Below are 22,798 nucleotides of genomic sequence, written 5' to 3'. Positions count from 1 at the left end.
CATGAAGCATCTATTCACCCGCCTGACCCTGGCGGTCGGGCTGGCTGCGCCCGTGTTGTTTGCTCACGCTGATGATCAGGTCAAGCGCGGCGAATATCTTGCTCGCGCCGCCGACTGCATGGCGTGCCACACCGCGCCGGGCGGCGCGCCGTTTGCCGGCGGGCTGCCGATCGTCTCGCCATTCGGCACGATCTACGGCACCAACATCACCCCGAGCAAAGAGCACGGCATCGGCCTGTACAGCGATGACGAATTCTTCGCTGTACTGACCGAAGGCAAGCGTCGCGACGGGGCGAATCTGTATCCGGCGATGCCGTACACCTCGTATCACCTGATGCCGCGGGAAGACTCGGATGCGATTCACGCGTATCTGAAAACCATCGAGCCGATAGAGCGCGCCGCGCCGGTCACCAGTTTGAGCTTTCCGTTCAACGTGCGTCCGGGCCTGATCGGCTGGAACATGCTGTACGGTAAGGCCTTGAAGCTGGAATCTACCGAAGGCAAAAGCGCAGCCTGGAAGCGCGGCCAGTACATGGTCGAAGTGCTCGGTCACTGCGGCGAATGCCACACGCCACGCGGCCTGCCGGGCGCGATGCAATTGGATAAGCGCTTGACCGGCGGCATCCTCAACGGTTATCTGGCACCGAGCCTGCTCGCCACCGATCTGGCGGCGCGCGGCTGGAATCAGCAGGATCTGAGCACGTTCCTCAAGCACGGCATGAGCGCCCAGGGCACGATGTTCAACGAGATGTTCCCGGTGTTCCACAACAGCACTCAGGGTCTGAACGATCAGGATCTGGCGGCGATGGCGACGTTCCTGCTTGGCGACCAGCCGCCAGCGGCGAAAGAGCTGACTGAAGTGTCGCTGGACAAGCTCAGCCCGAGCGCCCAGCGCGGCCGTCAGGAATATTTGAACGTCTGCGCCGGTTGCCATGCCGCTGGTGGTGAAGGCAAACCGCACATCGCCGTGGCCATGCGTGGCAATACCACGCTGCGCCTGGAAGATCCGCGCAACCTGGTGCGGGTGATCGAGGACGGCATCGGCGAGCAGAAATTCGCCGGGTTCGAACACATGCAACCGATGCCGGGTTTCGCCGACAAGCTCAAACCTGAGCAACTGACTGATCTGCTGAACTACCTGCGTCAAGGCTGGGGCGGTCAATCGGCTGAACTGGCGGTGAGCGACGTGCAGAAACTGCAGGCTGACGCTCCGGCCGTCGAGCACAAGGCGCACTGACATGCAGCATCTCGATCTACAGGTTGTGCGGCGGGCACTGGAGTGGTCGGTGGCGGGGCAGCGCATTTGGCTCTGCACGGTGCTGACCACTTACGGCTCGGCGCCGCGTGCGCCGGGTTCGCTGCTGGCGGTGAACGATAGCGGCCAGTGGATCGGGTCGCTGTCCGGTGGCTGTGTTGAGGAAGACTTTCTCGAGCGCGTGGCTGAGGGCGCGTTTCTCGATGCGGTCAACGTGGTGCGTTACGGCGAAGGTGATGATCCGCGCTCGCGGGTCAGCCTGCCCTGTGGCGGCATTCTCGACGTACTGGTAGAGAAATTTGACGCCGACTGCGAGGTGCAGGCGCATCTGCGTGAACTCGAATCGGCATTGCTCGGCCAGCGCCGTTTGATTCGCGAGGTCGATCTGGCCAGCGGTGCGCGCAGTCTGTTCACTGATCGCGAGCAGGGTGCGCGCATCGAGCGCGAGATCGATCGGGTGCGGATTCGCGTGGGTGCTGCTCAGCGTCTGTTGCTGGCGGGATACTCCAGCGTGGCGCAGGCCTGTGCCGAGTTCGCGGTGGGTCTGGGTTTCGAAGTGATTCTCTGCGATCCGCGCGATGAAGTGCTCGAAGGCGTGGTGCTGAATGGTGTGGAGATTCGTCGGCAACTGCCGTCAGTGTTCATCGCCGATGGTGGTTGTCATCGCGATACCGCGGTGGTGGCGCTGACCCATGATCCGCGCATCGACGATCTGGCGATGATGGAAGCGGTGCGCACCGAGGCGTTTTACATCGGCGTCATGGGTTCGCAGCAGACTTCGCAGAAACGCTTCGAGCGCCTGCGCAGGATTGGTGGGCTGGGGGAGGTCGAGTTGGCGCGGATTCATGCGCCGATCGGGCTTAACCTCGGCAGCAAGACACCGGCGGAGATCGCTTTGGCGGTGCTGGCGGATATCTTGCGGATTCGTAGCGGAATTGCCCGAGACCAGCTCTGATCTGGATTCTGCAAATTTGTGGCGAGGGAGCTTGCTCCCGCTGGACTGCGCAGCAGGCCTTCTTTTTAGATAAAAGAGAGTCCGCTGCGCGACCCGGCGGGAGCAAGCTCCCTCGCCACAGTTTCTTGTCAGTCAAGAAAACTGATCAGAACCCCAGCTTGTCACGCAACCCGTAATACCACGCACCCAATGCCGCAAAGGGCGTGCGCAGCAACTGCCCGCCCGGGAAGGGATAGTGCGGCAGATCGGCAAACGCATCAAAACGCTCGGCCTGACCGCGCAACGCCTCGGCCAGTACCTTGCCGGCCAGATGCGTGTAAGTCACGCCGTGGCCGCTGCAGCCTTGCGAATAGTAGATGTTATCGCCCAGACGCCCAACCTGCGGCAGGCGCGACAGGGTCAGCAGGAAGTTGCCCGTCCACGCGTAGTCGATCTTCACGTCCTTCAGTTGCGGGAACGCCTTGAGCATTTTCGGGCGGATGATCGCTTCGATGTTCGCCGGATCTCGCGCACCATAAACCACGCCGCCGCCGAAGATCAGGCGCTTGTCGCCGGTCAGGCGGTAGTAGTCGAGCAGGTAGTTGCAGTCTTCAACGCAGTAATCCTGCGGCAACAGAGTTTTCGCCAGCTCATCGCCCAGCGGTTCGGTGGTGATTACCTGGGTGCCGCACGGCATCGATTTGGCCGCCAGTTCCGGCACCAGATTACCGAGGTAGGCGTTGCCGGCAACGATGATGAACTTGGCCCTGACCTTGCCTTGCGGCGTGTGCACCACCGGGTTGGCACCACGCTCGATGCGCACGGCTGGCGATTGCTCATAGATGGTGCCGCCGAGGGACTCGACCGCAGCAGCTTCACCGAGCGCCAGGTTCAGCGGATGAATGTGGCCGCCGCTCATGTCGAGCATGCCGCCGACGTATTGATCGCACGCCACCACTTCGCGAATGCGGCGCTGATCGAGCAGTTCCAGTTGCTTGTGGCCAAAGCGCTCCCACAGGCGCTTCTGCGATTCCAGGTGTCCCATCTGCTTGGCGGAGAGCGCGGCGAACACGCCGCCGTCCTTCAGGTCGCACTGGATGTCGTACTTGGCCACGCGCTCACGGATTATCCGTCCGCCTTCGAAGGCCATCTGCCCGAGCAGTTGCGCCTGCTTTGGGCCAACCGTGCGCTCGATGACGTCGATGTCACGGCTATAGCTGTTGACGATCTGCCCGCCATTACGCCCCGACGCACCGAAGCCGACCTTGGCCGCTTCCAGGACTGTCACGCGAAAACCGTTCTCCAACAGAAACAACGCCGAGGACAGCCCGGTATACCCGGCGCCGATCACACAGACATCCGTCTCCACATCATCCTGCAAGGCCGGACGTGGCGGTACGGCATTGGCCGACGCAGCGTAATAAGACTCTGGGTAAGGGGTGTTCGCCATCCTGCAGCCTCTGTTTAATATATTTTACGAGTGCGTCGATCCTACCCGAGTTGAAAAACCTCCGCCAGCCACCGGAAAAATCTTATCTGCCGGCCCGAAATTAAATATTTTGCATATTCATAGGGTTAGGTGAAAAAAAGGTGTTGACACCCCTCCGGAATTCCGTAGAATGCCGCCTCACAGCAGGCACGTAGCTCAGTTGGTTAGAGCACCACCTTGACATGGTGGGGGTCGTTGGTTCGAGTCCAATCGCGCCTACCAAACAAAATCCGCTCTGCTGGGCGGTCTAGAAGGGCTCACCGAAAGGTGGGCCCTTTTTTGTTGTCTGCGATTTGCAAAACTTTTGCAAAGCTTTTTCAAAACCCCCACCTCAGCGCACCTTCCAACACTGCATCTCTTCCGTTACCCAAGCGCTTAGCGTGTTTCGAAATAACACGATCTGTTGATATGGCGTTCTGTTCTTTTTTTGGATCCGTCGAAAAAGTGTGGATATTGAAGGGGTTACCGGTATTTTTAACCGACCGGTTATCAAAAAAATGTTGTTGCAGTTCGTGAATTTCAGTAACATCTGCCCCGCGTTCACCACCACGGTTTATGCATTTTTAAATCCCAAGCTTCCATCAGCTGCTTGGGATTTTTTTTGCCTGCGATTTGGTGAATCGCGCTTTTTGTCTCCCGGCTTCCAGTGCGAAGCTTTCCAGCCCCATTGCTGTGTGCGGGCGCAACCGGCTTTTTTCGACTACTACTGACTGGCGTTTTCCAGGGCTTTCTCAAAGGAGTTCGTCGATGCTGGTTCACTGGTTTCTCGCCGCGATTCATCTCTTGGCTTTTGCACTGGGCTTCTGGGCCGTGTTGACCCGTGGCACGGCGTTCAGTCGTCTGGCCGCTGGCGTCGGTGAGGCCAAGCGGGTTTTGCTCGCTGATAATCTGTGGGGGATTGCTGCGCTGGTGCTACTGGTGACCGGTGGCATGCGCGCCTTCGGTGGCTTTGAAAAGGGCACTGACTATTATCTGCACCAGCCGCTGTTTCATTTGAAGATGACGTTGTTCGTGCTGATTCTGCTGACAGAGCTGGCGCCGATGATCACGCTGGTCAAATGGCGGATCGCATTGGCGCGGGGCAAGGCGCTCGATACCGGACGTGCAAAGCTGTTCGCACGGATCAGCCATGTCGAGGCGCTGCTGTTGGTACTGATGATGATTGCAGCTACCGGCATGGCGCGCGGCGTGACGTTCGGCTAGCAGGGAGCAATTCCCTGCGTCCTCTCGGAAATGTCTGACAGCCAGGCTTGGCAGTCGCAGGTAGTATCGCGCTGCTGGAGAAAGGAAGGGAAGCGAATGAAGCGGAGAAGGGATGTGTCAGGCGCCGTGCCCAGTGGACTGGGGAGCGGATGGCAGTACGGCGCGTGAATCTTTAGCCAGTCATTACGCAGAGGCAAACGGACTGGCTACTGACTGCAATGCGGCTCAGGGAGTTTGTGGCTTGTCCGGGGCGGTCAGGCCAGCCTGAATGCGCTGATAGATCTCTTCACGGTGCACGGCAACGTTTTTCGGGGCGTTGATGCCGATACGGACTTGCTGACCGCTTACGCCGAGGATGGTGATCGTAATGTCATCACCAATATTTATGCTTTCACCGACTTTGCGGGTGAGTATCAGCATGGTCTTCTCCTTGATTGCTTTGTAGGGCACCTGATTCAGACAGTGCAGAGGTCGGTGGTACGTATAGATTAGTGCGAAGTCTCACGGTTTGGGTGCCTCTTTCTGACGCGCAGATGCGGCATTAATTCCCAGGGCGTAACTATACAGAGGCTGCAATCATCAATCTCGTTGTTTTGTGCCCATTTTGCGGGCCTCGCGAAGTATTTATGAATGTTAAGATCGCCGCTTTGTGATTTTCGAGGAAAGCGTTGTGCGCAAACTGGTCTGGATGGTCGCGGCACTGGCATTGGCGGGATGTGGTGAAGGCAAGAGTGTAGACGTGCAGAAGCCGAAAACGGCCGTCGCGGCCGCACCTGCGGCAGCGTCCGCCCCGCAATGGGACCTCGAAGTACGCGGCGAAACGCCTCAGGCTGTCAGTGACCTGAGTGGCTGGTTGATCGAGCATGCGTTCGTGCCGACCGTGATCAAGGACAGCAGCGGCAAGACGCGGATCCTGATTGGTCCGTTCAACTCCCAGGCCGACGCGCAAGCGCGCAAGGTAGAGGTGGATGCGGCATTGGTGAAGGCCAAGAAGCAGAACGTCGAGTCGGTGATCGTCGAGCATCCGCTCGCGCCGTAAGCAGCACTTTCAGCGCAGCGGCCTAAAGGACATCGCGGGCGATTCGTCTTATACGAGTCAATCACGATTTCCCGAAGGAGCTCCGCATGGCCTCCGCCGCTCCCTATAAACTCTTCAATGCGGTTTTGCACCGCAAGACGCTGGTGAGTCCGCACATGATGCGGATCACGCTCGCCGACCCTTCGATAGGTGGCATGGCCACTTGGGCGCCGGATCAGCGCGTCAAACTGTTCTTCCCTGCTGAAGATGGATCGCCTGCACGGCTTGCGCAGGAGGAGGGCTGGTACGCGCGTTTTCGTTCGATGCTGGCGAGCCGGCGGCCAGCAATGCGTACCTACACCATTCGTCATTTGCGCGCCGAGCAAGGCGAGGTCGACATCGACTTTGTTCTGCATGGCGAAACCGGTCCCGCGTCGCGCTGGGCGCTGCGTGCGCAGCCAGGAGCGTCGATGCAGATTCTCGCTCCTGACAGCGGTTTTTCCGCGCAGGACGCCGGAGGGTTCGAATGGAAACCGCCGCAGGTGCTCAAGGAGGTTTTGCTGGTGGCCGATGCCACGGCATTGCCGGCCGCCATGGGCATTCTTGACGAGTTGGCTGCCATGGCTGAACCGCCTCAGACTCAGGCTTACTTTGAAGTGGACAGCGCACCAGACATGCTCCCGGTGCCGGATTGGCCTGGGCTGTCGGTGCAGTGGCTGATTCGCGATCAGGCGCCAGAAGTAGTGGCTGGGGCGCTGATGGTAAAGGCAGTGCAGCAGGCGTTCCTGCCGGCAGAGGATTCATCGGTCGGGCAAGCTGCCGAACTCGCCGAAGTCGATATCGACAAAGACATACTCTGGGAGATCGCCAACACGGCCCCTGAAGGGTTTTATGGCTGGATTGCCGGAGAAAGCGCGGCGGTCATGCGTCTGCGCAAATACCTGATCAGGGAGTGCGGTATCCCCCGCGAGTCACTCAATCTGATGGGCTACTGGCGCTACAACAAGGCTGGCAGCTAAAAACAAAAAAGGCCTCGAACATCACGTTCGAGGCCTTTTCTTTTGCGCTGAAGAATCAGCCGCAGGCTTTCAGGTTTACCGGCCCGACAAATTCATTGCCGCGTCCCATCACGCAAGCCACGCTCTGATTGCGTTGACGTTCCCAGTCCTGCACTGGATAAGTTTTGTCCCACGCTTCGTACAGTTGCCGATCCTGTTTCGACAGGCGCAAGCCGTACTGCTTGCTCATGTAGAAATAGGTGCGCGCGATCATGCCGCGAATCGACGGGCGCGGCATGACCTTCTTGGCCTTGAAGTCGACCTGGGTCAGGCACGAGCCGTACTGCCCGGATTGCACCGGCAGCCAGCCATAACTGAAGTTGCTGCGGTCACCGTTGACCTCACCAATGCTCGGCACCAGGTTGTGCAGGTCGGCTTCGGCTTTCTGGTAACTCGGGTCATAGCGGGTGCAGTTCTTGCGCCCGCCCGACTGCCAGCATTGACGCTGGTGACCGAACTCCCACGCCGGGACAATGTGTTCCCATTCGATGCGTGAAGCACGCTTGGCATTCTTGCGCGGCACGTAACCGCATGCCTTCAAGTCCACCTTGTTGCCGGTGTACTTGCACCCGCAGTAAAACTCGGTGGACTGCGGTGCATAGAGTTTCCAGGCGGCCTTTTTGGCCTCGGTAAAGGTGCGGGGCGCGCCAGCCTGGGCGCCAAAAGCGATGAACAGCAGCAGCAAAGCAAAACAGCGGACACTCATTGAATCAATCTTCCTTCGGCACAACCCAAAAAATCTGCACGCCGCCATCGTCGCGATAGGCGAGTGTGACGTTGTCGTTCTCGTCGATTTCCTCGAGCAGTTGCTCCCATGCATCCACAGGCTCGTCCGGCAGGCGGAAGATCAGTGCGGCTTTGGCTTTTTGTGCGGTAGGAGAATTGATGATTTTCTGAACGCGCATGCCCATGCGTTCGTAAGCGTCAGGAGCATCAGGAGAGGTGGCCACGAGGTTATCCTTATTAAGCTGTACGTGCATACAGTATTTAACTGTAAGCATTTTCGCAACTGCTTAAAATTCAAGAAAATCCTCTGACAGCGCTTTTCCGATTTTGGTGTAGGTCGGGTCGATTATTTTGTATGAAAAAGTCGCGCTCAGCGTAAGTGGCAGCACCACCCGCCGCACGGGCGAGTGGTGAGCAGGTTGCCCGACCCGAAAGGGTCAGGCGAGGGCCAATCAATATTCCCAGAACATCCGCTGCAGTTCTTTGCTGTCGTTGGTTTTGGTCAGGGCGACCATGGCCAGGATGCGGGCCTTTTGCGGGTTCAGGTCGTGAGCGACCACCCAGTCGTACTTGTCGTCAGGTTGTTCGGCGTTACGCAGGACGAAGCCGCCGGCGTTGACGTGGGACGAACGGATGATCTGCACGCCGTCTTTACGCAGGGCTTGCAGGGATGGCACTACGCGCGAAGACACCGAACCGTTACCGGTACCGGCATGGATGATCGCTTTGGCGCCGGCCTGGGCCAGAGCCTTGTAAGCGGTGTCGTCGACGTTGCCGTAGGAGTAGGCGATTTCTACGTCAGGCAGGCTCTTGATGTTTTTGATGTCGAATTCCGAATCCATGGTGTGACGCTTGGCCGGCAAGCGGAACCAATAGGATTTGCCTTCGACCACCATGCCCAGCGGGCCCCAAGGGCTTTTGAACGCCTCGGTCTTGATGTTGATCATCTTGCTGACGTCGCGACCGGACTGGATCTCGTCGTTCATGGTCACCAGCACGCCTTTGCCGTGCGCTTCTTTGCTGCTGGCGACGGCGACGGCGTTGTACAGGTTGAGCATGCCGTCCGCCGACATGGCGGTGCCCGGACGCATCGAGCCGACCACGATGATCGGCTTGTCGGTTTTTTCCACCAGGTTCAGGAAGTACGCGGTTTCTTCCAGGGTGTCGGTGCCGTGGGTGATGACGATGCCATCGACGTCTTTGCTGTCGGCCAGTTCGGATACGCGGCGACCCAGTTGCAGCAGGTTGTCGTTGGTGATGCTTTCCGAAGCGATCTGCATGACTTGTTCGCCACGCACGTTCGCCAGTTTGCTCAGTTCGGGGATGCCGGCGATCAGTTGTTCAATCCCGACTTTGGCCGCTTGATAGGTGGCGCTGTTGGCTGCGCTGGCGCCGGCACCGGCAATGGTGCCGCCCGTGGCAAGCACCACGACGTTGGCGAGTTTGGTCTGGGTTTCGACTTCTTTTGCCTGAAGGGCAGTGGGCAGGAGCAGGAGGAGGGCCAAAGCGCCCGGAACCAAGGTGTTGAAAGCAGATTTCATTATTTTTCTCTCTAGTAGTGAGACGGTGCTGATGCAGGTTCATCTAGATGCGCCCCGAGCCGATCTGAATGCCCGGGGTGCAGGCTAGGGAGCAGGATCTGTACCAGTGCTACTTTGCTTTAGAGAAATGTTTAACCTGATGATTTATATCAATATTTTCTAAGTTGGCGGATTCTTGAGTGAATGGCTTATCCGGGTTTCCGAACAAAGGAAGCTTTCGTGTTCGGTTCACCGAAAGGGACTACACCTCCTGGCGACCGCAACGGCTTGCCGGTTCAGGTTTTCCGCTAAAGAAACCCGTCAGCAGGCCGATGGCTGTGGAAGGAAACGTTTATTTAGGGAGTTCACATGTCACTGACGATCGGTTTTTCAAATCCCGGCTCAGTCACCATTGGCGGTAAAACCGCAGCGACAATCAATGCAATGAACCAGGCGGAAGCAGATGCGGCCGACGAGGCGCTTGGCGTTGAAAAAGAACCGAGCAATCAAGTTCGCACCGGTGGTCCCGCGCAAGAAGCCAGCAAGGCGGATAGCGCTGACAGCGGCGATAGTCTGAGCGTGACCGTGAAAATGTTGCTCAAGCGCATGCAGGAATTGCAGAAGCAACTGCAGGAGCAGCAACAGCAACTGGCGGCGGCTCAGGCGGCGAGCTATCCGACGCCCGAGGCCAAGTCACAGGCGGTGATGTCCGTTCAGGGGCAGATCGCGCAAACCAGCGGCGCGCTGATGGAAGTCGCAGCGGCACTGGTCAAGGAAATGTCCAAGGATTCCACCAGCGGCAACCTGGTCAGCACCACGGCTTAAGCGGTAAGGGGCGAATCAGACGATTGCGCCCCGCAATACAACGACGATTTCTGATTGTTGACAAATGTCGGCGGGATTCGCATAGTTCGGTCTACGCAAACGTTTGCGCGGCTTCCCCGGTGCACTATTGTCCGGAAGTGAGCGCTGAAGCTTACGCCAGCGCGAGCGTTGCTCACAATAATCATAAGATCGGAGTGAACCCATGAAGCTGCCATTCGCTGGACGTCTTCTTGCTGTCGCTATGCTGGCTGCCGCAGCCGCCGCACTACCTGTCTCTTCGGCTTTCGCCGAGTCCCCGGAAAAACCCAAAGTCGCACTGGTCATGAAATCCCTGGCCAACGAATTCTTCCTGACCATGGAAGATGGCGCCAAGGCCTACCAGAAAGAACACTCCGCCGACTTCGACCTGATCTCCAACGGCATCAAGGACGAGACCGATACCGCCGGCCAGACCCGTATCGTCGAGCAGATGATTCTGGCCAAGGTCAACGCGCTCGTTATCGCACCGTCCGATTCCAAAGCCATGGTGCCGGTGATCAAAAAAGCCGTCGATGCCGGCATCACCGTGATCAACATCGACAACCAGCTCGATCCGCAGATCGTCAAAAGCAAAAACATCAGCGTGCCATTCGTAGGCCCGGACAACCGCAAAGGTGCGCGTCTGGTCGGCGAATACCTGGCCAAGCAACTGAAGGCCGGTGACGAAGTCGGCATCATCGAAGGCGTATCCACCACCACCAACGCCCAGCAACGCACCGCAGGCTTCAAGGATGCGATGGAGGCGGCGCAGATCAAGGTGGTCTCCTTGCAATCCGGTGACTGGGAGATCGACAAGGGCAACAAGGTTGCCGCTTCGATTCTCAGCGAATACCCGGATGTGAAAGCGCTGCTGGCGGGTAACGACAGCATGGCCGTTGGCGCTGTTTCCGCTGTGCGTGCTGCCGGCAAGGCGGGCAAGGTACAAGTGGTCGGTTACGACAACATCAATGCGATCAAGCCGATGCTCAAGGATGGTCGTGTACTGGCGACGGCCGATCAGTTCGCTGCCAAGCAGGCCGTGTTCGGTATCGAGACCGCGCTGAAAATCCTCAAGGGCGAAAAAGTCGACAGCGGCGTCAATGGCGTGATCGAAACGCCAGTCGAGTTGGTCACTAAGTAAGTCTTCCGGCGACACAACGGCGCTCGTCCGTCCGGACGAGCGCATGGAGAGTTTTTTATGTCAGTTTCCGCCCCGAACGCTGTCCTCTCGGTCAGCGGTATCGGTAAGACCTATGCGCAACCGGTGCTCACGGGCATCGACTTGACGCTGATGCGCGGTGAAGTGCTGGCGCTGACCGGTGAGAATGGCGCCGGTAAAAGCACGCTGTCGAAGATCATTGGTGGTCTGGTTACGCCCACCACCGGTCAGATGCAATTCCAGGGCAAGGACTACCGTCCGGGCAGTCGCACCCAGGCCGAAGAGCTTGGCGTGCGCATGGTCATGCAAGAACTCAATCTGCTGCCGACCCTGTCGGTGGCGGAAAACCTGTTTCTCGACAATCTGCCCAGCAACGGCGGCTGGATCAGTCGCAAGCAATTGCGCAAAGCCGCGATCGAGGCCATGGCGCAGGTTGGCCTCGATGCCATTGACCCGGACACCCTGGTCGGCGAACTGGGCATTGGCCATCAACAGATGGTCGAAATCGCACGCAACCTGATCGGCGATTGCCATGTCCTGATCCTTGATGAACCGACTGCGATGCTCACCGCCCGCGAGGTGGAAATGCTCTTCGAGCAGATTACTCGTTTGCAGGCGCGTGGCGTCTCCATCATCTATATCTCCCATCGTCTCGAAGAGCTGGCGCGCGTCGCGCAACGCATTGCCGTACTGCGCGACGGCAACCTGGTTTGCGTCGAGCCGATGGCCAACTACAACAGTGAGCAACTGGTCACCTTGATGGTCGGTCGCGAACTGGGCGAACACATCGACATGGGCCCGCGCAAGATCGGCGCCCCGGCCCTGACGGTCAAGGGCCTGACCCGCTCCGACAAAGTGCGTGATGTTTCCTTCGAAGTGCGTGCCGGCGAGATCTTCGGGATCTCGGGGCTGATCGGGGCAGGGCGCACCGAATTGCTGCGGCTGATTTTCGGCGCCGACCTGGCCGACAGCGGCACGATCGCGCTGGGTTCGCCGGCGCAGGTGGTCAGTGTGCGTTCGCCGGTTGATGCGGTGAACCATGGCATTGCCTTGATCACCGAAGACCGAAAGGGTGAAGGCTTGCTGCTCAGTCAGTCGATCAGCGCCAACATCGCCCTGGGCAACATGCCGGAGATTTCCAGGGCAGGAATCGTCAATGCCAGCGACGAAATTTCCCTGGCGCAGCGTCAGATCAACGCCATGCGCATCCGCAGTTCCAGCCCAACTCAGTTGGTGTCGGAATTGTCTGGCGGCAACCAGCAGAAAGTGGTGATCGGCCGCTGGCTGGAGCGCGATTGCTCGGTGCTGTTGTTCGACGAGCCGACCCGCGGCATCGATGTCGGTGCCAAGTTCGATATCTACGCCTTGCTGGGCGAGTTGACGCGTCAGGGCAAGGCGCTGGTGGTGGTGTCCAGTGACCTGCGCGAGCTGATGCTGATCTGCGACCGGATTGGTGTGCTGTCGGCAGGGCGTTTGATCGATACCTTCGAGCGCGACAGCTGGACCCAGGATGATTTGCTTGCCGCCGCGTTCGCCGGCTACCAAAAACGTGATGCGTTGCTCAATGAAGCGGCGCCTAGGGATCTCCCATGAAAACTGCATCTTCCGCCGGCAAACGTAGTGGCAATTTCTACGGTCTGGGCACCTATCTGGGCCTGGCCGGGGCCTTGTTGGCGATGGTGGCGCTGTTCTCGATGATGAGCAGCCACTTTCTGTCCTATGACACTTTCAGCACGCTGGCCAACCAGATTCCCGATCTGATGGTGCTGGCGGTGGGCATGACCTTTGTACTGATCATCGGCGGCATCGACCTGTCGGTCGGTTCGGTGCTGGCACTTGCCGCCTCGACAGTCAGCGTGGCGATTCTCGGCTGGGGCTGGAGCGTGTTACCGGCCGCGTTGCTCGGTATGGCGGTAGCGGCACTGGCGGGTACGGTGACCGGTTCGATCACCGTGGCGTGGCGCATTCCGTCGTTCATCGTTTCGCTCGGTGTGCTGGAAATGGCCCGTGGCCTGGCGTACCAGATGACCGGTTCGCGCACCGCGTACATCGGTGATTCGTTTGCCTGGCTGTCGAACCCGATCGCGTTCGGCATTTCGCCGTCGTTCATCATTGCCTTGCTGGTGATATTTATTGCGCAAGCTGTGCTGACCCGCACCGTGTTTGGTCGTTACCTGATCGGTATCGGCACCAACGAGGAAGCGGTGCGGCTGGCCGGGATCAATCCAAAACCGTACAAGATTCTGGTGTTCAGCCTGATGGGGCTGCTGGCCGGGATTGCCGCACTGTTCCAGATTTCCCGTCTGGAAGCTGCAGACCCGAATGCCGGCTCCGGTCTCGAATTGCAAGTGATCGCCGCCGTGGTGATCGGTGGCACCAGTCTGATGGGTGGCCGTGGTTCGGTGATCAGCACCTTTTTCGGTGTGTTGATCATTTCGGTACTGGCCGCCGGTCTGGCGCAGATCGGCGCGACCGAGCCAACCAAACGCATCATCACCGGCGCGGTGATTGTCATCGCGGTAGTGCTCGATACCTATCGCAGCCAGCGCGCCAGTCGACGGGGCTAACAGATGGCAACGATCAAGGATGTGGCGGCGCTCGCGGGGATTTCCTACACCACGGTTTCTCACGTGGTGAACAAGACGCGCCCGGTCAGCCAGGAAGTGCGGTTGAAGGTCGAGGCGGCCATCAAAAGCCTCGACTATGTGCCGAGTGCGGTGGCGCGTTCGCTGAAAGCCAAGACCACTGCGACCATTGGCTTATTGGTGCCCAACAGTCTCAACCCGTATTTTGCCGAGTTGGCACGGGGCATCGAGGATTACTGCGAGCGTAACGGCTACTGCGTGATCCTCTGCAATTCTGACGACAACCCGGAAAAACAGCGCAGCTATTTGCGCGTGCTGCTGGAGAAGCGTATTGACGGCCTGATCGTCGCCTCCGCCGGTGGCGACATCGGGCTCGCGCAAGGGCTGGCCGGGGTGAAGACGCCGATGGTCATCGTCGACCGCGGGCTGGATGGCGTCGACGCCGACCTGGTGCGTATCGACCATGAATATGGCGCTTATCTGGCGACGCGGCATCTGCTGGAGCTGGGCCATCGCGATATCGCCACCATCGGTGGTCCGTCGAGCACCAGCGTGGCGCAAATGCGTCAGGCCGGTTTTTGTCGGGCGCTGCAGGAGGCGGGCATCAAGGTGCGGGCCGAGCGCATGCTGGAAAGCGATTTCACCAGCACTGGCGGTTACAACGCGGCGGCGATCCTGCTTGAAAGCAATCCGCCGAGTGCGATCTTCGCCGGTAACGACATGATCGGTATCGGTGTGCTCCGCGCGGCGGCCGAGCGCAATGTCCGCGTACCGAGCGAGCTGTCGGTGATCGGCTTCGACGATATCCAGATGAGTCGCTACGTGTACCCGGCGCTGACCACCGTTGGCCAGTCGATCCTGCAGTTGGGCGAGATGGCTGCCGAAGTGTTGCTGCGAAGGATTGCTACCCCGAGTCTGGTCACCGATCAACGGATCGTGACCCCGAGTATTGTCTTGCGCGAATCGACTGCGCCGCTGTCCGGCGTATTCACCGAGTACCGCTGAAACCGAATTGACGAGTAGTGATGTATGCCAGCAAATGTAGTGGTAATAGGCAGCCTGAACATGGATCTGGTCACCCGGGCACCACGGCTGCCCAAGGGCGGTGAAACGCTGATCGGTCATTCCTTTGCCACCGTGTCCGGCGGCAAGGGCGCCAATCAGGCAGTTGCTGCTGCGCGCCTGGGTGCGCGGGTGGCAATGGTCGGCTGTGTTGGCAACGATGACTACGGCGTGCAATTGCGTGAGGCATTGCTGGCCGAGCAGATCGATTGTCAGGCGGTGAGCACGGTCGAAGATTCCAGTGGCGTGGCGCTGATCGTGGTCGATGACAACAGTCAGAACGCCATCGTGATCGTTGCTGGCGCCAACGGTGCAATGACTCCGGCAGTGATCGACCGTTTTGATGCGGTGCTGCAAGCGGCCGACGTGATTATCTGCCAGCTCGAGATCCCGGATGCAACGGTAGGGCATGCGCTCAAGCGTGCACGTGCGTTGGGCAAGACGGTGATCCTCAATCCGGCGCCGGCCAGTCGTCCGCTACCGGCAGACTGGTTTGCCGCCATCGACTACCTGATCCCCAACGAAAGTGAAGCATCCGCGTTGAGCGGGTTGCCGGTCGATTCGCTGCAAAGCGCAGAAAGCGCTGCCAACCAGTTGATCGCAATGGGCGCGGGCAAGGTCATCATTACCCTCGGTGCGCAAGGTTCACTGTTTGCCAATGGCAAAGGTTTCGAGCATTTCCCGGCGCCGAAAGTGAAGGCTGTCGATACCACCGCCGCCGGCGATACCTTCGTCGGCGGGTTTGCCGCGGCGCTGGCCAGTGGCAAATCCGAGGCCGAGGCGATCCGGTACGGGCAAGTCGCGGCAGCGCTATCTGTGACCCGGGCCGGCGCACAACCTTCCATTCCAACCATGTCCGACGTACAGGCGTTCAAACCCGCATGAAAAAGACTCCTCTGCTCAACGTCGCGTTGTCGCGGCTGATCGCCTCCCTGGGCCATGGTGACATGGTGGTCATCGGTGACGCCGGACTGCCGGTGCCACCGGGTGTTGAATTGATTGATCTGGCGCTGACCCACGGCGTTCCGGATTTTGTCAGTACCCTGAAAGTCGTGCTCAGCGAGATGCAGGTGGAAAGCCATGTGCTGGCCAACGAAATTCTCGACAAGCAGCCGACCGCCCTGGTCGCGCTGGACGAGTTGCAGGAAGAGGGCGCCCTCGGTCGGCGCGATCTGCTGACGCATGAGCAATTCAAGGTTCTCAGCCGACAGGCACGGGCGATTGTTCGTACAGGCGAATGTCAGCCGTACTGCAACATCGTGCTGGTGGCCGGGGTAACGTTCTAATCGGGTTCCGACCCTTTCATTTTCATCAGCACAAGGAATGCGCCATGCACCGCTATGCTCAAAAACTCCACCAATTGCTTCGGAGTCTGCTGCTTTTGTCTTTTATTACCGCCACCGGCGCTCAGGCTGCTGAAAAGATCGACCTGATCATCGACACCGACCCGGGTGCCGACGACGTGGTCGCTTTGCTGTTCGCCCTGGCTTCGCCGGACGAACTGAACATTCGTGCACTGACTACCGTGGCCGGCAACGTGCGCCTCGACAAGACATCGCGCAACGCGCGCCTGGCTCGCGAGTGGGCAGGACGCGAAGACGTTCCGGTGTATGCCGGTGCGCCGAAACCGCTGATGCGTACGCCGATCTACGCCGAGAACATCCATGGCAAGGAAGGCCTGTCGGGTGTCACCGTGCATGAGCCGAAAAAAGGCCTGGCCGAAGGCAATGCGGTCAACTACCTCATCGACACCCTGAAAAAAGCCAAGCCGCACAGCATCACCATCGCCATGCTTGGCCCGCAAACCAATCTGGCGCTGGCGCTGATCCAGGAGCCGGAGATCGTCAATGGCATCAAGGAAGTGGTGATCATGGGCGGTGCGCACTTCAATGGCGGCAACATCACCCCGGTGGCCGAATTCAACCTGTTCGCCGACCCGCAAGCGGCGGAAGTGGTACTCAAGAGCGGCGTGAAACTGACCTACCTGCCGCTGGACGTGACCCACAAGATCCTCACCAGCGACGCACGCCTGAAACAGATCGCTGCACTGAACAACAACGCAAGCAAGATTGTTGGCGACATTCTCAACGAGTACATCAAGGGTGACATGGAGCACTACGGCATCCCGGGCGGCCCGGTGCACGACGCTACCGTTATCGCTTACCTGCTCAAGCCTGAGCTGTTCACCGGTCGTTCGGTGAATGTTGTGGTGGATAGTCGCGAAGGTCCGACTTTTGGCCAGACCATCGTTGACTGGTATGACGGTCTGAAGGCGCCGAAGAACGCCTTCTGGGTGGAAAATGGGGATGCTCAAGGCTTCTTCGATCTGCTGACCGAGCGTCTGAAGCGCTTGAAGTAAGGCTGTGACCCGCAGGTGCCAACCTGCGGGTTTTTATTTTCTCTCGGTGTCCTGCGTGTTCTCGCCGTCATGCTGGTACCGCTCGAACACCTGGGCGATAAACGTTTGTGCGCCCTGGGTTCCCATCGTCTTGACCAGCAGATCGATGCTGATCAATGCCAACTCCTCCGCACTGCCCGGGCTGTACGAGCTGTGCCCCTTCGGCCAATGAACCTTGATGTCGGCGGAGATGCTTACGGTGTTCATGAGTGCGCTCGAAAAGTCGGAAATGTCTGAAAGCGAGTTAACCACTTTGGCGGGCGTTTGGCACTGCGACTTAGGCATGAGCGCGTCGCTATGCGACACTTGGTCTTTTCCGGCTGATCCAAGGAATGTGCTGTGCAGATCGATTTGAACACCCCCGACGGCCTCACACTCGACGCTGTGCGCCAGTTGCTGGCGTCGGCCAGCGATGATGTGCACACGCAGCTGCGTGTGACCAAGGGTGGGATTGCCTATATCTCTTCCGGTGTGACCGGCGGCCAGGATATTGATGGCCTGCTGTTTCGCCTGGAGACCTGGGCCAAGGGCTCGGGGTATGTCGGCAAGGTCGCGGCCAGTGATGAAGTCTGGGTGATGCAGATTTTCAATGCGCTGAAAGACAACTGGCCGAATCCGCCGCACGATTACATCGACGTCTATTGAGCTTCGTTAATATTCGGTGACGATTGCGTGAGGATGCGATGCGCGCACTTCAGGCAGACTCAGCGTTTTTCCGGATCGTGGGGCAGGGTGACAGCATCGGTTGTGAAACCAAACGCCGGATTGGCGGTCGCACGATCTCAGCTTAACCATTTGAAAGAAGGAGGCTTCATGCCTTTGAAGTTCGCGTCTCTGGGTGCACTTATGGCCGTTGCCATGTTGGCCGGTTGCAGCACAACCTCCAGCGAGTCGGCAAAGGATCCTGTGGCGACCGATGCCGGTCATAGCCGCTGTGAAGCAAAAGCCGCGGAATTTGCCATCGGGAAAAAGGCTTCGCCGGAACTGCTCGATCAGGCTCGTGCCAAGGCTGGCGCGCAAAACGCCCGCTTCCTCAAGCCAACCGACATGATCACTCTGGAGTACCGCTCCGATCGCTTGAATCTGAACACCGACAACAACCTGGTGGTCACTCGCGTCAACTGCGGCTGATCGCAGAACGCTTTTGTTGCAGGCATAAAAAACCCCGTCACATGGACGGGGTTTTTTTAGTGCGCCAGGAAATTACTCTGGGCGAACTTGTGCAGCTTGCATACCCTTTTGGCCTTTCTCAGCCACGAAAGAGACGGTCTGGCCTTCTTTCAGGCTTTTGAAACCGTCGGATTCGATAGCTTTGAAGTGTACGAACAGGTCGTCACCGCCACCTTGAGGAGTGATGAAGCCGAAGCCTTTTTCATCGTTGAACCATTTAACGGTGCCGGTTTGGCGATTAGACATGGTGTATCTCCAAGAAACATATATTTTCAGTAGTACTGTGCTGCTCAGGCCAACTGGGCACACCGGAGTATCATAGTCGAAATGTTCGCTTTGGTAGCCCCCCGGACGTGCTGTTTGCTTTCATATTGCATCGATTTCAACCTCTGAAATGTCTGCAAGCCCCGGTTTCAGTGGCTTTCAGCCGAGTGAAGAGGGTGTAAAAAAAGCTATAAAACCTGCGTAAATTATCGATTTTGGGGTCTTTTTGGCGGTTTTCAGCCTGCTGGACGCCGGAAAAAACATTCGTCAGCGCTTATTTCTGGACTCGGCAAACCGAGATTTCTTTCAGTGCGCGCTGACCCAGTTCACCACTTGGCGGGGTGTTCTTGTCCATCAGTTGCGCGATCTCTTGCGTGGTGAATTTCTTTTCCAGAACGTCGGCACCGCAAGCGCAATGTTTATTGGCTTCGGCCGGATTGACGCTCTTGCTGGCTGCGGCGGTGCAGTCGTTCATGTATTGGGCTTTGACGCCGGCAGGCCAGGCCGCGTTGGCGCTCAGCGGCAGCAGCAGGGCCAGCGGGGCCGCGAAAGCAAAAAGTCGGATGAGGCGCATGTCGGAAACTCCTTGGGTTGATATCGGCGACGATTCTCAGCCTATTTGAGGCAAAGCGTATATCCCAAGTTCACTTCGCGCCGCAAAAATGCGCAAATCAGCAACACCTCAATTCGATGACGTCGATGACCGCTCATCTGTGCTAGCATGCCGGGCTCAAGCGTTCTCAGGCTCCGGTTGGCCTTCAGCCCCGGCAGCGGTCAGCGTGCGAAAAATTCTGATTTGAATCCCAGTCACTCTGGTTCGGTTTTCCGGTTGGCCGCAAGGCTCCTGCCGCTGTAAGGCAGGCGTTCGTCATTGAATGGCCTGGATCGGATCTTGTACTGGCTCATCCCAACCCACGTGACCTTTGGTAGGGGTCACCACTAGGAGAGGAGGCGCCATGCCAACTATTACTCTTCCCGACGGCAGTCAACGTTCATTCGATCACCCGGTTTCCGTAGCCGAGGTCGCCGCCTCCATTGGTGCAGGCCTGGCCAAGGCCACCGTGGCCGGCAAGGTCAACGGCAAGCTGGTCGACGCCTGCGATATCATCGACAGCGACGCGACGCTGCAAATCATCACGCCAAAGGATGAAGAGGGGCTGGAGATCATTCGCCACTCTTGTGCGCACCTGGTTGGCCACGCGGTCAAGCAGCTGTACCCGACTGCGAAAATGGTCATCGGGCCGGTCATCGACGAAGGCTTCTATTACGACATCGCCTTCGAGCGTCCTTTTACGCCGGACGACATGGCCGCCATCGAACAGCGCATGCATCAGCTGATCGACAAGGATTACGACGTCATCAAGAAAGTCACTCCGCGCGCCGAAGTGATTGAAGTGTTCAAGGCCCGCGGCGAAGACTACAAGCTGCGTCTGGTTGAAGACATGCCGAACGAGCAGGCCATGGGCCTGTACTACCACGAAGAATACGTCGACATGTGCCGCGGCCCGCACGTGCCGAACACGCGTTTTCTGAAATCCTTCAAGCTGACCAAGCTGTCCGGCGCCTACTGGCGCGGCGATGCCAAGAACGAGCAATTGCAGCGCGTTTACGGCACCGCCTGGGCTGACAAGAAGCAGCTGGCGGCTTACATCCAGCGCATCGAAGAAGCGGAAAAGCGCGATCACCGCAAGATCGGCAAGCGCCTGGGCCTGTTCCACACCCAGGAAGAAGCGCCGGGCATGGTGTTCTGGCACCCGAACGGCTGGACTTTGTATCAAGTGCTCGAGCAGTACATGCGCAAAGTGCAGCGTGACAACGGCTACCTTGAGATCAAGACCCCGCAAGTGGTCGACCGCAGCCTCTGGGAGAAATCCGGGCACTGGGCCAACTACGCCGACAACATGTTCACCACTGAGTCGGAAAGCCGCGACTACGCCATCAAACCGATGAACTGCCCGTGCCACGTGCAGGTGTTCAACCAGGGCCTGAAGAGCTATCGCGAGCTGCCGATGCGTCTGGCCGAGTTCGGTGCGTGCCACCGTAACGAGCCGTCGGGTGCGTTGCACGGCATCATGCGTGTGCGCGCGTTCACTCAGGACGACGCCCACATTTTCTGCACCGAAGAGCAGATGCAGGCCGAATCCGCGGCGTTCATCAAGCTGACCATGGACGTTTACCGCGATTTCGGCTTCACCGACGTCGAGATGAAACTGTCCACTCGTCCGGAAAAACGCGTAGGTTCCGACGAGCTGTGGGATCGCGCCGAAGCGGCACTGGCTGCAGCCCTTGATTCTGCGGGTCTGCCGTATGATCTGCAGCCGGGTGAAGGTGCGTTCTACGGTCCGAAAATCGAGTTCTCGCTGAAAGATTGCCTCGGTCGCGTCTGGCAGTGTGGTACCTTGCAGCTCGATTTCAACCTGCCTGTCCGTCTGGGCGCCGAATACGTCTCCGAAGACAACAGCCGCAAACACCCAGTGATGCTGCACCGTGCGATCCTGGGTTCGTTCGAGCGTTTCGTCGGGATTCTGATCGAGCATTACGAAGGTGCATTCCCTGCGTGGCTGGCGCCAACCCAGGCAGTGATCATGAATATCACTGATAAACAGGCAGATTTCGTCGCTCAGGTTGAAAAAACTCTCAACGAAAGCGGATTTCGTGCCAAGTCCGACTTGAGAAATGAAAAGATCGGCTTTAAAATCCGCGAGCATACTTTGCTCAAGGTTCCCTATCTTTTGGTTATCGGAGATAAGGAAGTCGAGATGCAGACTGTCGCTGTGCGTACTCGTGAAGGTGCTGACCTGGGCTCGATGCCCGTCGCCCAGTTCGCTGAGTTTCTCGCGCAAGCGGTTTCCCGGCGTGGTCGCCCAGATTCGGAGTAATTATTATTAAGCGTGAAATGAGACAAGATAAACGAGCTGCACCGAAAGCCCCGATCAACGAGAATATCTCGGCACGCGAGGTTCGGTTAATTGGCGCTGATGGCGAGCAGATTGGCATCGTCTCGATTGATGAAGCGCTTCGTATTGCTGAAGAAGCAAAGCTTGATCTGGTAGAAATCTCTGCTGACGCAGTCCCACCGGTTTGCCGGGTGATGGACTACGGCAAATCGATCTTCGAGAAGAAGAAGCAGATTGCAGCAGCGAAGAAAAACCAGAAGCAGATTCAGGTAAAAGAAATCAAGTTTCGTCCAGGGACGGAGGAAGGGGATTACCAGGTAAAACTGCGCAACCTGGTACGTTTCCTGAGTGACGGGGACAGGGCCAAGGTATCCTTGCGATTCCGCGGCCGTGAGATGGCCCACCAGGAGCTGGGGATGGAACTCCTCAAGCGGGTTGAAGCTGACCTGCTCGAGTACGGTTCGGTCGAACAGCATCCTAAGATGGAAGGACGCCAGCTGATCATGGTCATCGCCCCGAAAAAGAAGAAGTAATCAACAGGGCACGGCAGGCCTTCTGATTATGTTTATCAACTGAATGCGGAGTATCCGAACATGCCAAAAATGAAAACCAAAAGTGGTGCTGCTAAGCGGTTTCTGAAAACTGCTAACGGTATCAAGCACAAGCACGCTTTCAAGAGCCACATCCTGACCAAAATGTCGACCAAGCGTAAGCGTCAACTGCGCGGTAGCAGCTTGCTGCATCCGTCTGACGTGGCAAAAGTCGAGCGCATGCTGCGCCTTCGTTAATTTTAGTCAAGAATAGAGGAAGTAACTCATGGCTCGTGTAAAGCGTGGCGTCATTGCCCGTAAGCGTCACAAAAAAATTCTGAAACTTGCTAAAGGCTACTACGGCGCACGCTCCCGCGTATTCCGTGTTGCCAAGCAAGCGGTAATCAAGGCAGGCCAATACGCCTACCGTGACCGTCGTCAGAAAAAACGTCAGTTCCGCGCTCTGTGGATCGCTCGTATCAACGCTGGTGCTCGTGTTAACGGTCTGTCCTACAGCCGTTTCATCGCTGGCCTGAAAAAAGCGTCCATCGAGATCGACCGTAAGGTTCTGGCTGATCTGGCAGTGAACGAAAAAGCGGCGTTTGCTGCGATTGTCGAGAAAGCTAAAGCCACCTTGGCTTAAGTACCCCCGACAGTCACCCGGCCTCACCTCTGTGGGGCCAGGTG

Annotated in this window: 28 protein-coding genes and 1 tRNA gene; 21 read left to right on the top strand and 8 right to left on the bottom strand. The window is 58.3% G+C overall.

The window, feature by feature from the left end; genetic code table 11:
- The first annotated feature begins 1 nt into the window (after window position 1).
- Complete coding sequence (locus tag ACM6I7_RS10005) at window positions 2–1,237, top strand: c-type cytochrome (RefSeq protein WP_414888476.1); 1,236 nt, start codon at window positions 2–4, stop codon at window positions 1,235–1,237.
- 1 nt (window position 1,238) lies between these two features.
- The gene (locus tag ACM6I7_RS10000) at window positions 1,239–2,210 is read left to right on the top strand and encodes an XdhC family protein (RefSeq protein ID WP_150369129.1); all 972 of its coding nucleotides are present in this window, start codon (window positions 1,239–1,241) and stop codon (window positions 2,208–2,210) included.
- A 145-nt stretch (window positions 2,211–2,355) separates the two neighbouring features.
- Here ACM6I7_RS10000 and ACM6I7_RS09995 read toward each other — a convergent pair whose 3' ends face one another.
- Window positions 2,356–3,639 (bottom strand): NAD(P)/FAD-dependent oxidoreductase, encoded by a 1,284-nt coding sequence (locus tag ACM6I7_RS09995; RefSeq protein ID WP_414888475.1) that lies wholly within the window; start codon window positions 3,637–3,639, stop codon window positions 2,356–2,358.
- A gap of 184 nt (window positions 3,640–3,823) precedes the next feature.
- Here ACM6I7_RS09995 and ACM6I7_RS09990 point away from each other — a divergent pair.
- From ACM6I7_RS09990 to ACM6I7_RS09980, 3 genes are all read left to right on the top strand, one after another.
- Window positions 3,824–3,900: transfer RNA gene (locus tag ACM6I7_RS09990), tRNA-Val, on the top strand.
- A gap of 224 nt (window positions 3,901–4,124) precedes the next feature.
- Window positions 4,125–4,388: a hypothetical protein gene (locus tag ACM6I7_RS09985; protein WP_414888474.1), complete on the top strand. Its 264-nt coding sequence runs from the start codon at window positions 4,125–4,127 to the stop codon at window positions 4,386–4,388.
- A gap of 37 nt (window positions 4,389–4,425) precedes the next feature.
- Entirely contained in the window at window positions 4,426–4,881 is a 456-nt protein-coding gene (locus ACM6I7_RS09980) for a DUF2214 family protein (RefSeq protein WP_115989376.1), read from the top strand.
- A 225-nt stretch (window positions 4,882–5,106) separates the two neighbouring features.
- Here the strand turns inward: ACM6I7_RS09980 and csrA are convergent, their stop codons facing one another.
- Entirely contained in the window at window positions 5,107–5,301 is a 195-nt protein-coding gene (gene csrA / locus ACM6I7_RS09975) for a carbon storage regulator CsrA (RefSeq protein WP_003179932.1), read from the bottom strand.
- Between the two features lie 250 nt (window positions 5,302–5,551).
- Between csrA and ACM6I7_RS09970 the strand changes: the two genes are divergently transcribed.
- On the top strand, window positions 5,552–5,920 hold the full coding sequence (locus ACM6I7_RS09970) for a sporulation protein (protein WP_047293271.1): 369 nt from the start codon (window positions 5,552–5,554) through the stop codon (window positions 5,918–5,920).
- An 86-nt stretch (window positions 5,921–6,006) separates the two neighbouring features.
- Window positions 6,007–6,918, top strand: coding sequence for a siderophore-interacting protein (locus ACM6I7_RS09965; protein ID WP_103367622.1), 912 nt, complete (start codon window positions 6,007–6,009; stop codon window positions 6,916–6,918).
- Window positions 6,919–6,973: 55 nt separating this feature from the next.
- On the opposite strand, the gene ACM6I7_RS09960 is transcribed toward ACM6I7_RS09965, so the two are convergent.
- The 3 genes from ACM6I7_RS09960 to ACM6I7_RS09950 form a co-directional block, all read right to left on the bottom strand.
- Window positions 6,974–7,663 carry an endonuclease gene (locus ACM6I7_RS09960; protein WP_003226397.1) on the bottom strand — a complete coding sequence of 230 codons (690 nt, stop codon included), beginning with the start codon at window positions 7,661–7,663 and terminating at the stop codon, window positions 6,974–6,976.
- A 4-nt stretch (window positions 7,664–7,667) separates the two neighbouring features.
- Window positions 7,668–7,958: a DUF1654 domain-containing protein gene (locus ACM6I7_RS09955; RefSeq protein WP_003226395.1), complete on the bottom strand. Its 291-nt coding sequence runs from the start codon at window positions 7,956–7,958 to the stop codon at window positions 7,668–7,670.
- A 177-nt stretch (window positions 7,959–8,135) separates the two neighbouring features.
- On the bottom strand, window positions 8,136–9,224 hold the full coding sequence (locus ACM6I7_RS09950) for an asparaginase (protein ID WP_027611548.1): 1,089 nt from the start codon (window positions 9,222–9,224) through the stop codon (window positions 8,136–8,138).
- Between the two features lie 348 nt (window positions 9,225–9,572).
- Between ACM6I7_RS09950 and ACM6I7_RS09945 the strand changes: the two genes are divergently transcribed.
- From ACM6I7_RS09945 to ACM6I7_RS09910, 8 genes are all read left to right on the top strand, one after another.
- Window positions 9,573–10,028, top strand: a complete 456-nt coding sequence (locus tag ACM6I7_RS09945) for a hypothetical protein (RefSeq protein WP_027611549.1) — start codon at window positions 9,573–9,575, stop codon at window positions 10,026–10,028.
- A gap of 202 nt (window positions 10,029–10,230) precedes the next feature.
- Window positions 10,231–11,187, top strand: coding sequence for a sugar ABC transporter substrate-binding protein (locus tag ACM6I7_RS09940; RefSeq protein WP_003226388.1), 957 nt, complete (start codon window positions 10,231–10,233; stop codon window positions 11,185–11,187).
- Between the two features lie 57 nt (window positions 11,188–11,244).
- Complete coding sequence (locus ACM6I7_RS09935; RefSeq protein WP_027611550.1) at window positions 11,245–12,798, top strand: sugar ABC transporter ATP-binding protein; 1,554 nt, start codon at window positions 11,245–11,247, stop codon at window positions 12,796–12,798.
- On the top strand, window positions 12,795–13,772 hold the full coding sequence (locus ACM6I7_RS09930; RefSeq protein ID WP_007961238.1) for an ABC transporter permease: 978 nt from the start codon (window positions 12,795–12,797) through the stop codon (window positions 13,770–13,772). Before ACM6I7_RS09935 ends, ACM6I7_RS09930 begins: the two co-directional genes overlap by 4 nt.
- Window positions 13,773–13,775: 3 nt before the next feature.
- Entirely contained in the window at window positions 13,776–14,795 is a 1,020-nt protein-coding gene (locus ACM6I7_RS09925; RefSeq protein ID WP_027611551.1) for a LacI family DNA-binding transcriptional regulator, read from the top strand.
- Window positions 14,796–14,819: 24 nt separating this feature from the next.
- Window positions 14,820–15,737, top strand: coding sequence for a ribokinase (gene rbsK / locus ACM6I7_RS09920; protein WP_096796175.1), 918 nt, complete (start codon window positions 14,820–14,822; stop codon window positions 15,735–15,737).
- Entirely contained in the window at window positions 15,734–16,138 is a 405-nt protein-coding gene (gene rbsD / locus ACM6I7_RS09915; protein WP_027611553.1) for a D-ribose pyranase, read from the top strand. The genes rbsK and rbsD overlap by 4 nt, the downstream gene beginning before the upstream one ends.
- Window positions 16,139–16,182: 44 nt before the next feature.
- The gene (locus tag ACM6I7_RS09910) at window positions 16,183–17,211 is read left to right on the top strand and encodes a nucleoside hydrolase (protein ID WP_096796176.1); all 1,029 of its coding nucleotides are present in this window, start codon (window positions 16,183–16,185) and stop codon (window positions 17,209–17,211) included.
- Between the two features lie 33 nt (window positions 17,212–17,244).
- On the opposite strand, the gene ACM6I7_RS09905 is transcribed toward ACM6I7_RS09910, so the two are convergent.
- Entirely contained in the window at window positions 17,245–17,457 is a 213-nt protein-coding gene (locus tag ACM6I7_RS09905; RefSeq protein ID WP_096796226.1) for a hypothetical protein, read from the bottom strand.
- Window positions 17,458–17,589: 132 nt separating this feature from the next.
- Between ACM6I7_RS09905 and ACM6I7_RS09900 the strand changes: the two genes are divergently transcribed.
- Both ACM6I7_RS09900 and ACM6I7_RS09895 read left to right on the top strand, forming a co-directional pair.
- Entirely contained in the window at window positions 17,590–17,895 is a 306-nt protein-coding gene (locus ACM6I7_RS09900; RefSeq protein WP_097088685.1) for a hypothetical protein, read from the top strand.
- 168 nt (window positions 17,896–18,063) lie between these two features.
- Window positions 18,064–18,381: an I78 family peptidase inhibitor gene (locus ACM6I7_RS09895; RefSeq protein ID WP_007961248.1), complete on the top strand. Its 318-nt coding sequence runs from the start codon at window positions 18,064–18,066 to the stop codon at window positions 18,379–18,381.
- A gap of 72 nt (window positions 18,382–18,453) precedes the next feature.
- Here the strand turns inward: ACM6I7_RS09895 and ACM6I7_RS09890 are convergent, their stop codons facing one another.
- Window positions 18,454–18,666 (bottom strand): cold-shock protein, encoded by a 213-nt coding sequence (locus ACM6I7_RS09890; RefSeq protein WP_003179963.1) that lies wholly within the window; start codon window positions 18,664–18,666, stop codon window positions 18,454–18,456.
- 292 nt (window positions 18,667–18,958) lie between these two features.
- The gene (locus tag ACM6I7_RS09885) at window positions 18,959–19,258 is read right to left on the bottom strand and encodes a hypothetical protein (RefSeq protein WP_003226370.1); all 300 of its coding nucleotides are present in this window, start codon (window positions 19,256–19,258) and stop codon (window positions 18,959–18,961) included.
- A gap of 382 nt (window positions 19,259–19,640) precedes the next feature.
- Between ACM6I7_RS09885 and thrS the strand changes: the two genes are divergently transcribed.
- Genes thrS through rplT form a run of 4 tightly spaced genes read left to right on the top strand, consistent with a single transcriptional unit; the run spans window position 19,641 to window position 22,754 of the window.
- Window positions 19,641–21,563: a threonine--tRNA ligase gene (gene thrS, locus ACM6I7_RS09880; RefSeq protein WP_007961251.1), complete on the top strand. Its 1,923-nt coding sequence runs from the start codon at window positions 19,641–19,643 to the stop codon at window positions 21,561–21,563.
- On the top strand, window positions 21,563–22,114 hold the full coding sequence (gene infC, locus ACM6I7_RS09875) for a translation initiation factor IF-3 (RefSeq protein ID WP_170929410.1): 552 nt from the start codon (window positions 21,563–21,565) through the stop codon (window positions 22,112–22,114). Before thrS ends, infC begins: the two co-directional genes overlap by 1 nt.
- 60 nt (window positions 22,115–22,174) lie before the next feature.
- Window positions 22,175–22,369 carry a 50S ribosomal protein L35 gene (gene rpmI, locus ACM6I7_RS09870; RefSeq protein ID WP_002553160.1) on the top strand — a complete coding sequence of 65 codons (195 nt, stop codon included), beginning with the start codon at window positions 22,175–22,177 and terminating at the stop codon, window positions 22,367–22,369.
- A gap of 28 nt (window positions 22,370–22,397) precedes the next feature.
- Window positions 22,398–22,754: a 50S ribosomal protein L20 gene (gene rplT / locus ACM6I7_RS09865; protein ID WP_002553161.1), complete on the top strand. Its 357-nt coding sequence runs from the start codon at window positions 22,398–22,400 to the stop codon at window positions 22,752–22,754.
- The last annotated feature ends 44 nt before the right edge of the window (window positions 22,755–22,798 follow it).

This window comes from Pseudomonas sp. IT-93MI4, assembly GCF_949767635.1.
GTDB lineage: Bacteria > Pseudomonadota > Gammaproteobacteria > Pseudomonadales > Pseudomonadaceae > Aquipseudomonas > Aquipseudomonas putida_A.
Note: the sequence above shows the minus strand (reverse complement) of the source record. Positions and strands in the feature narration are given on the sequence as shown.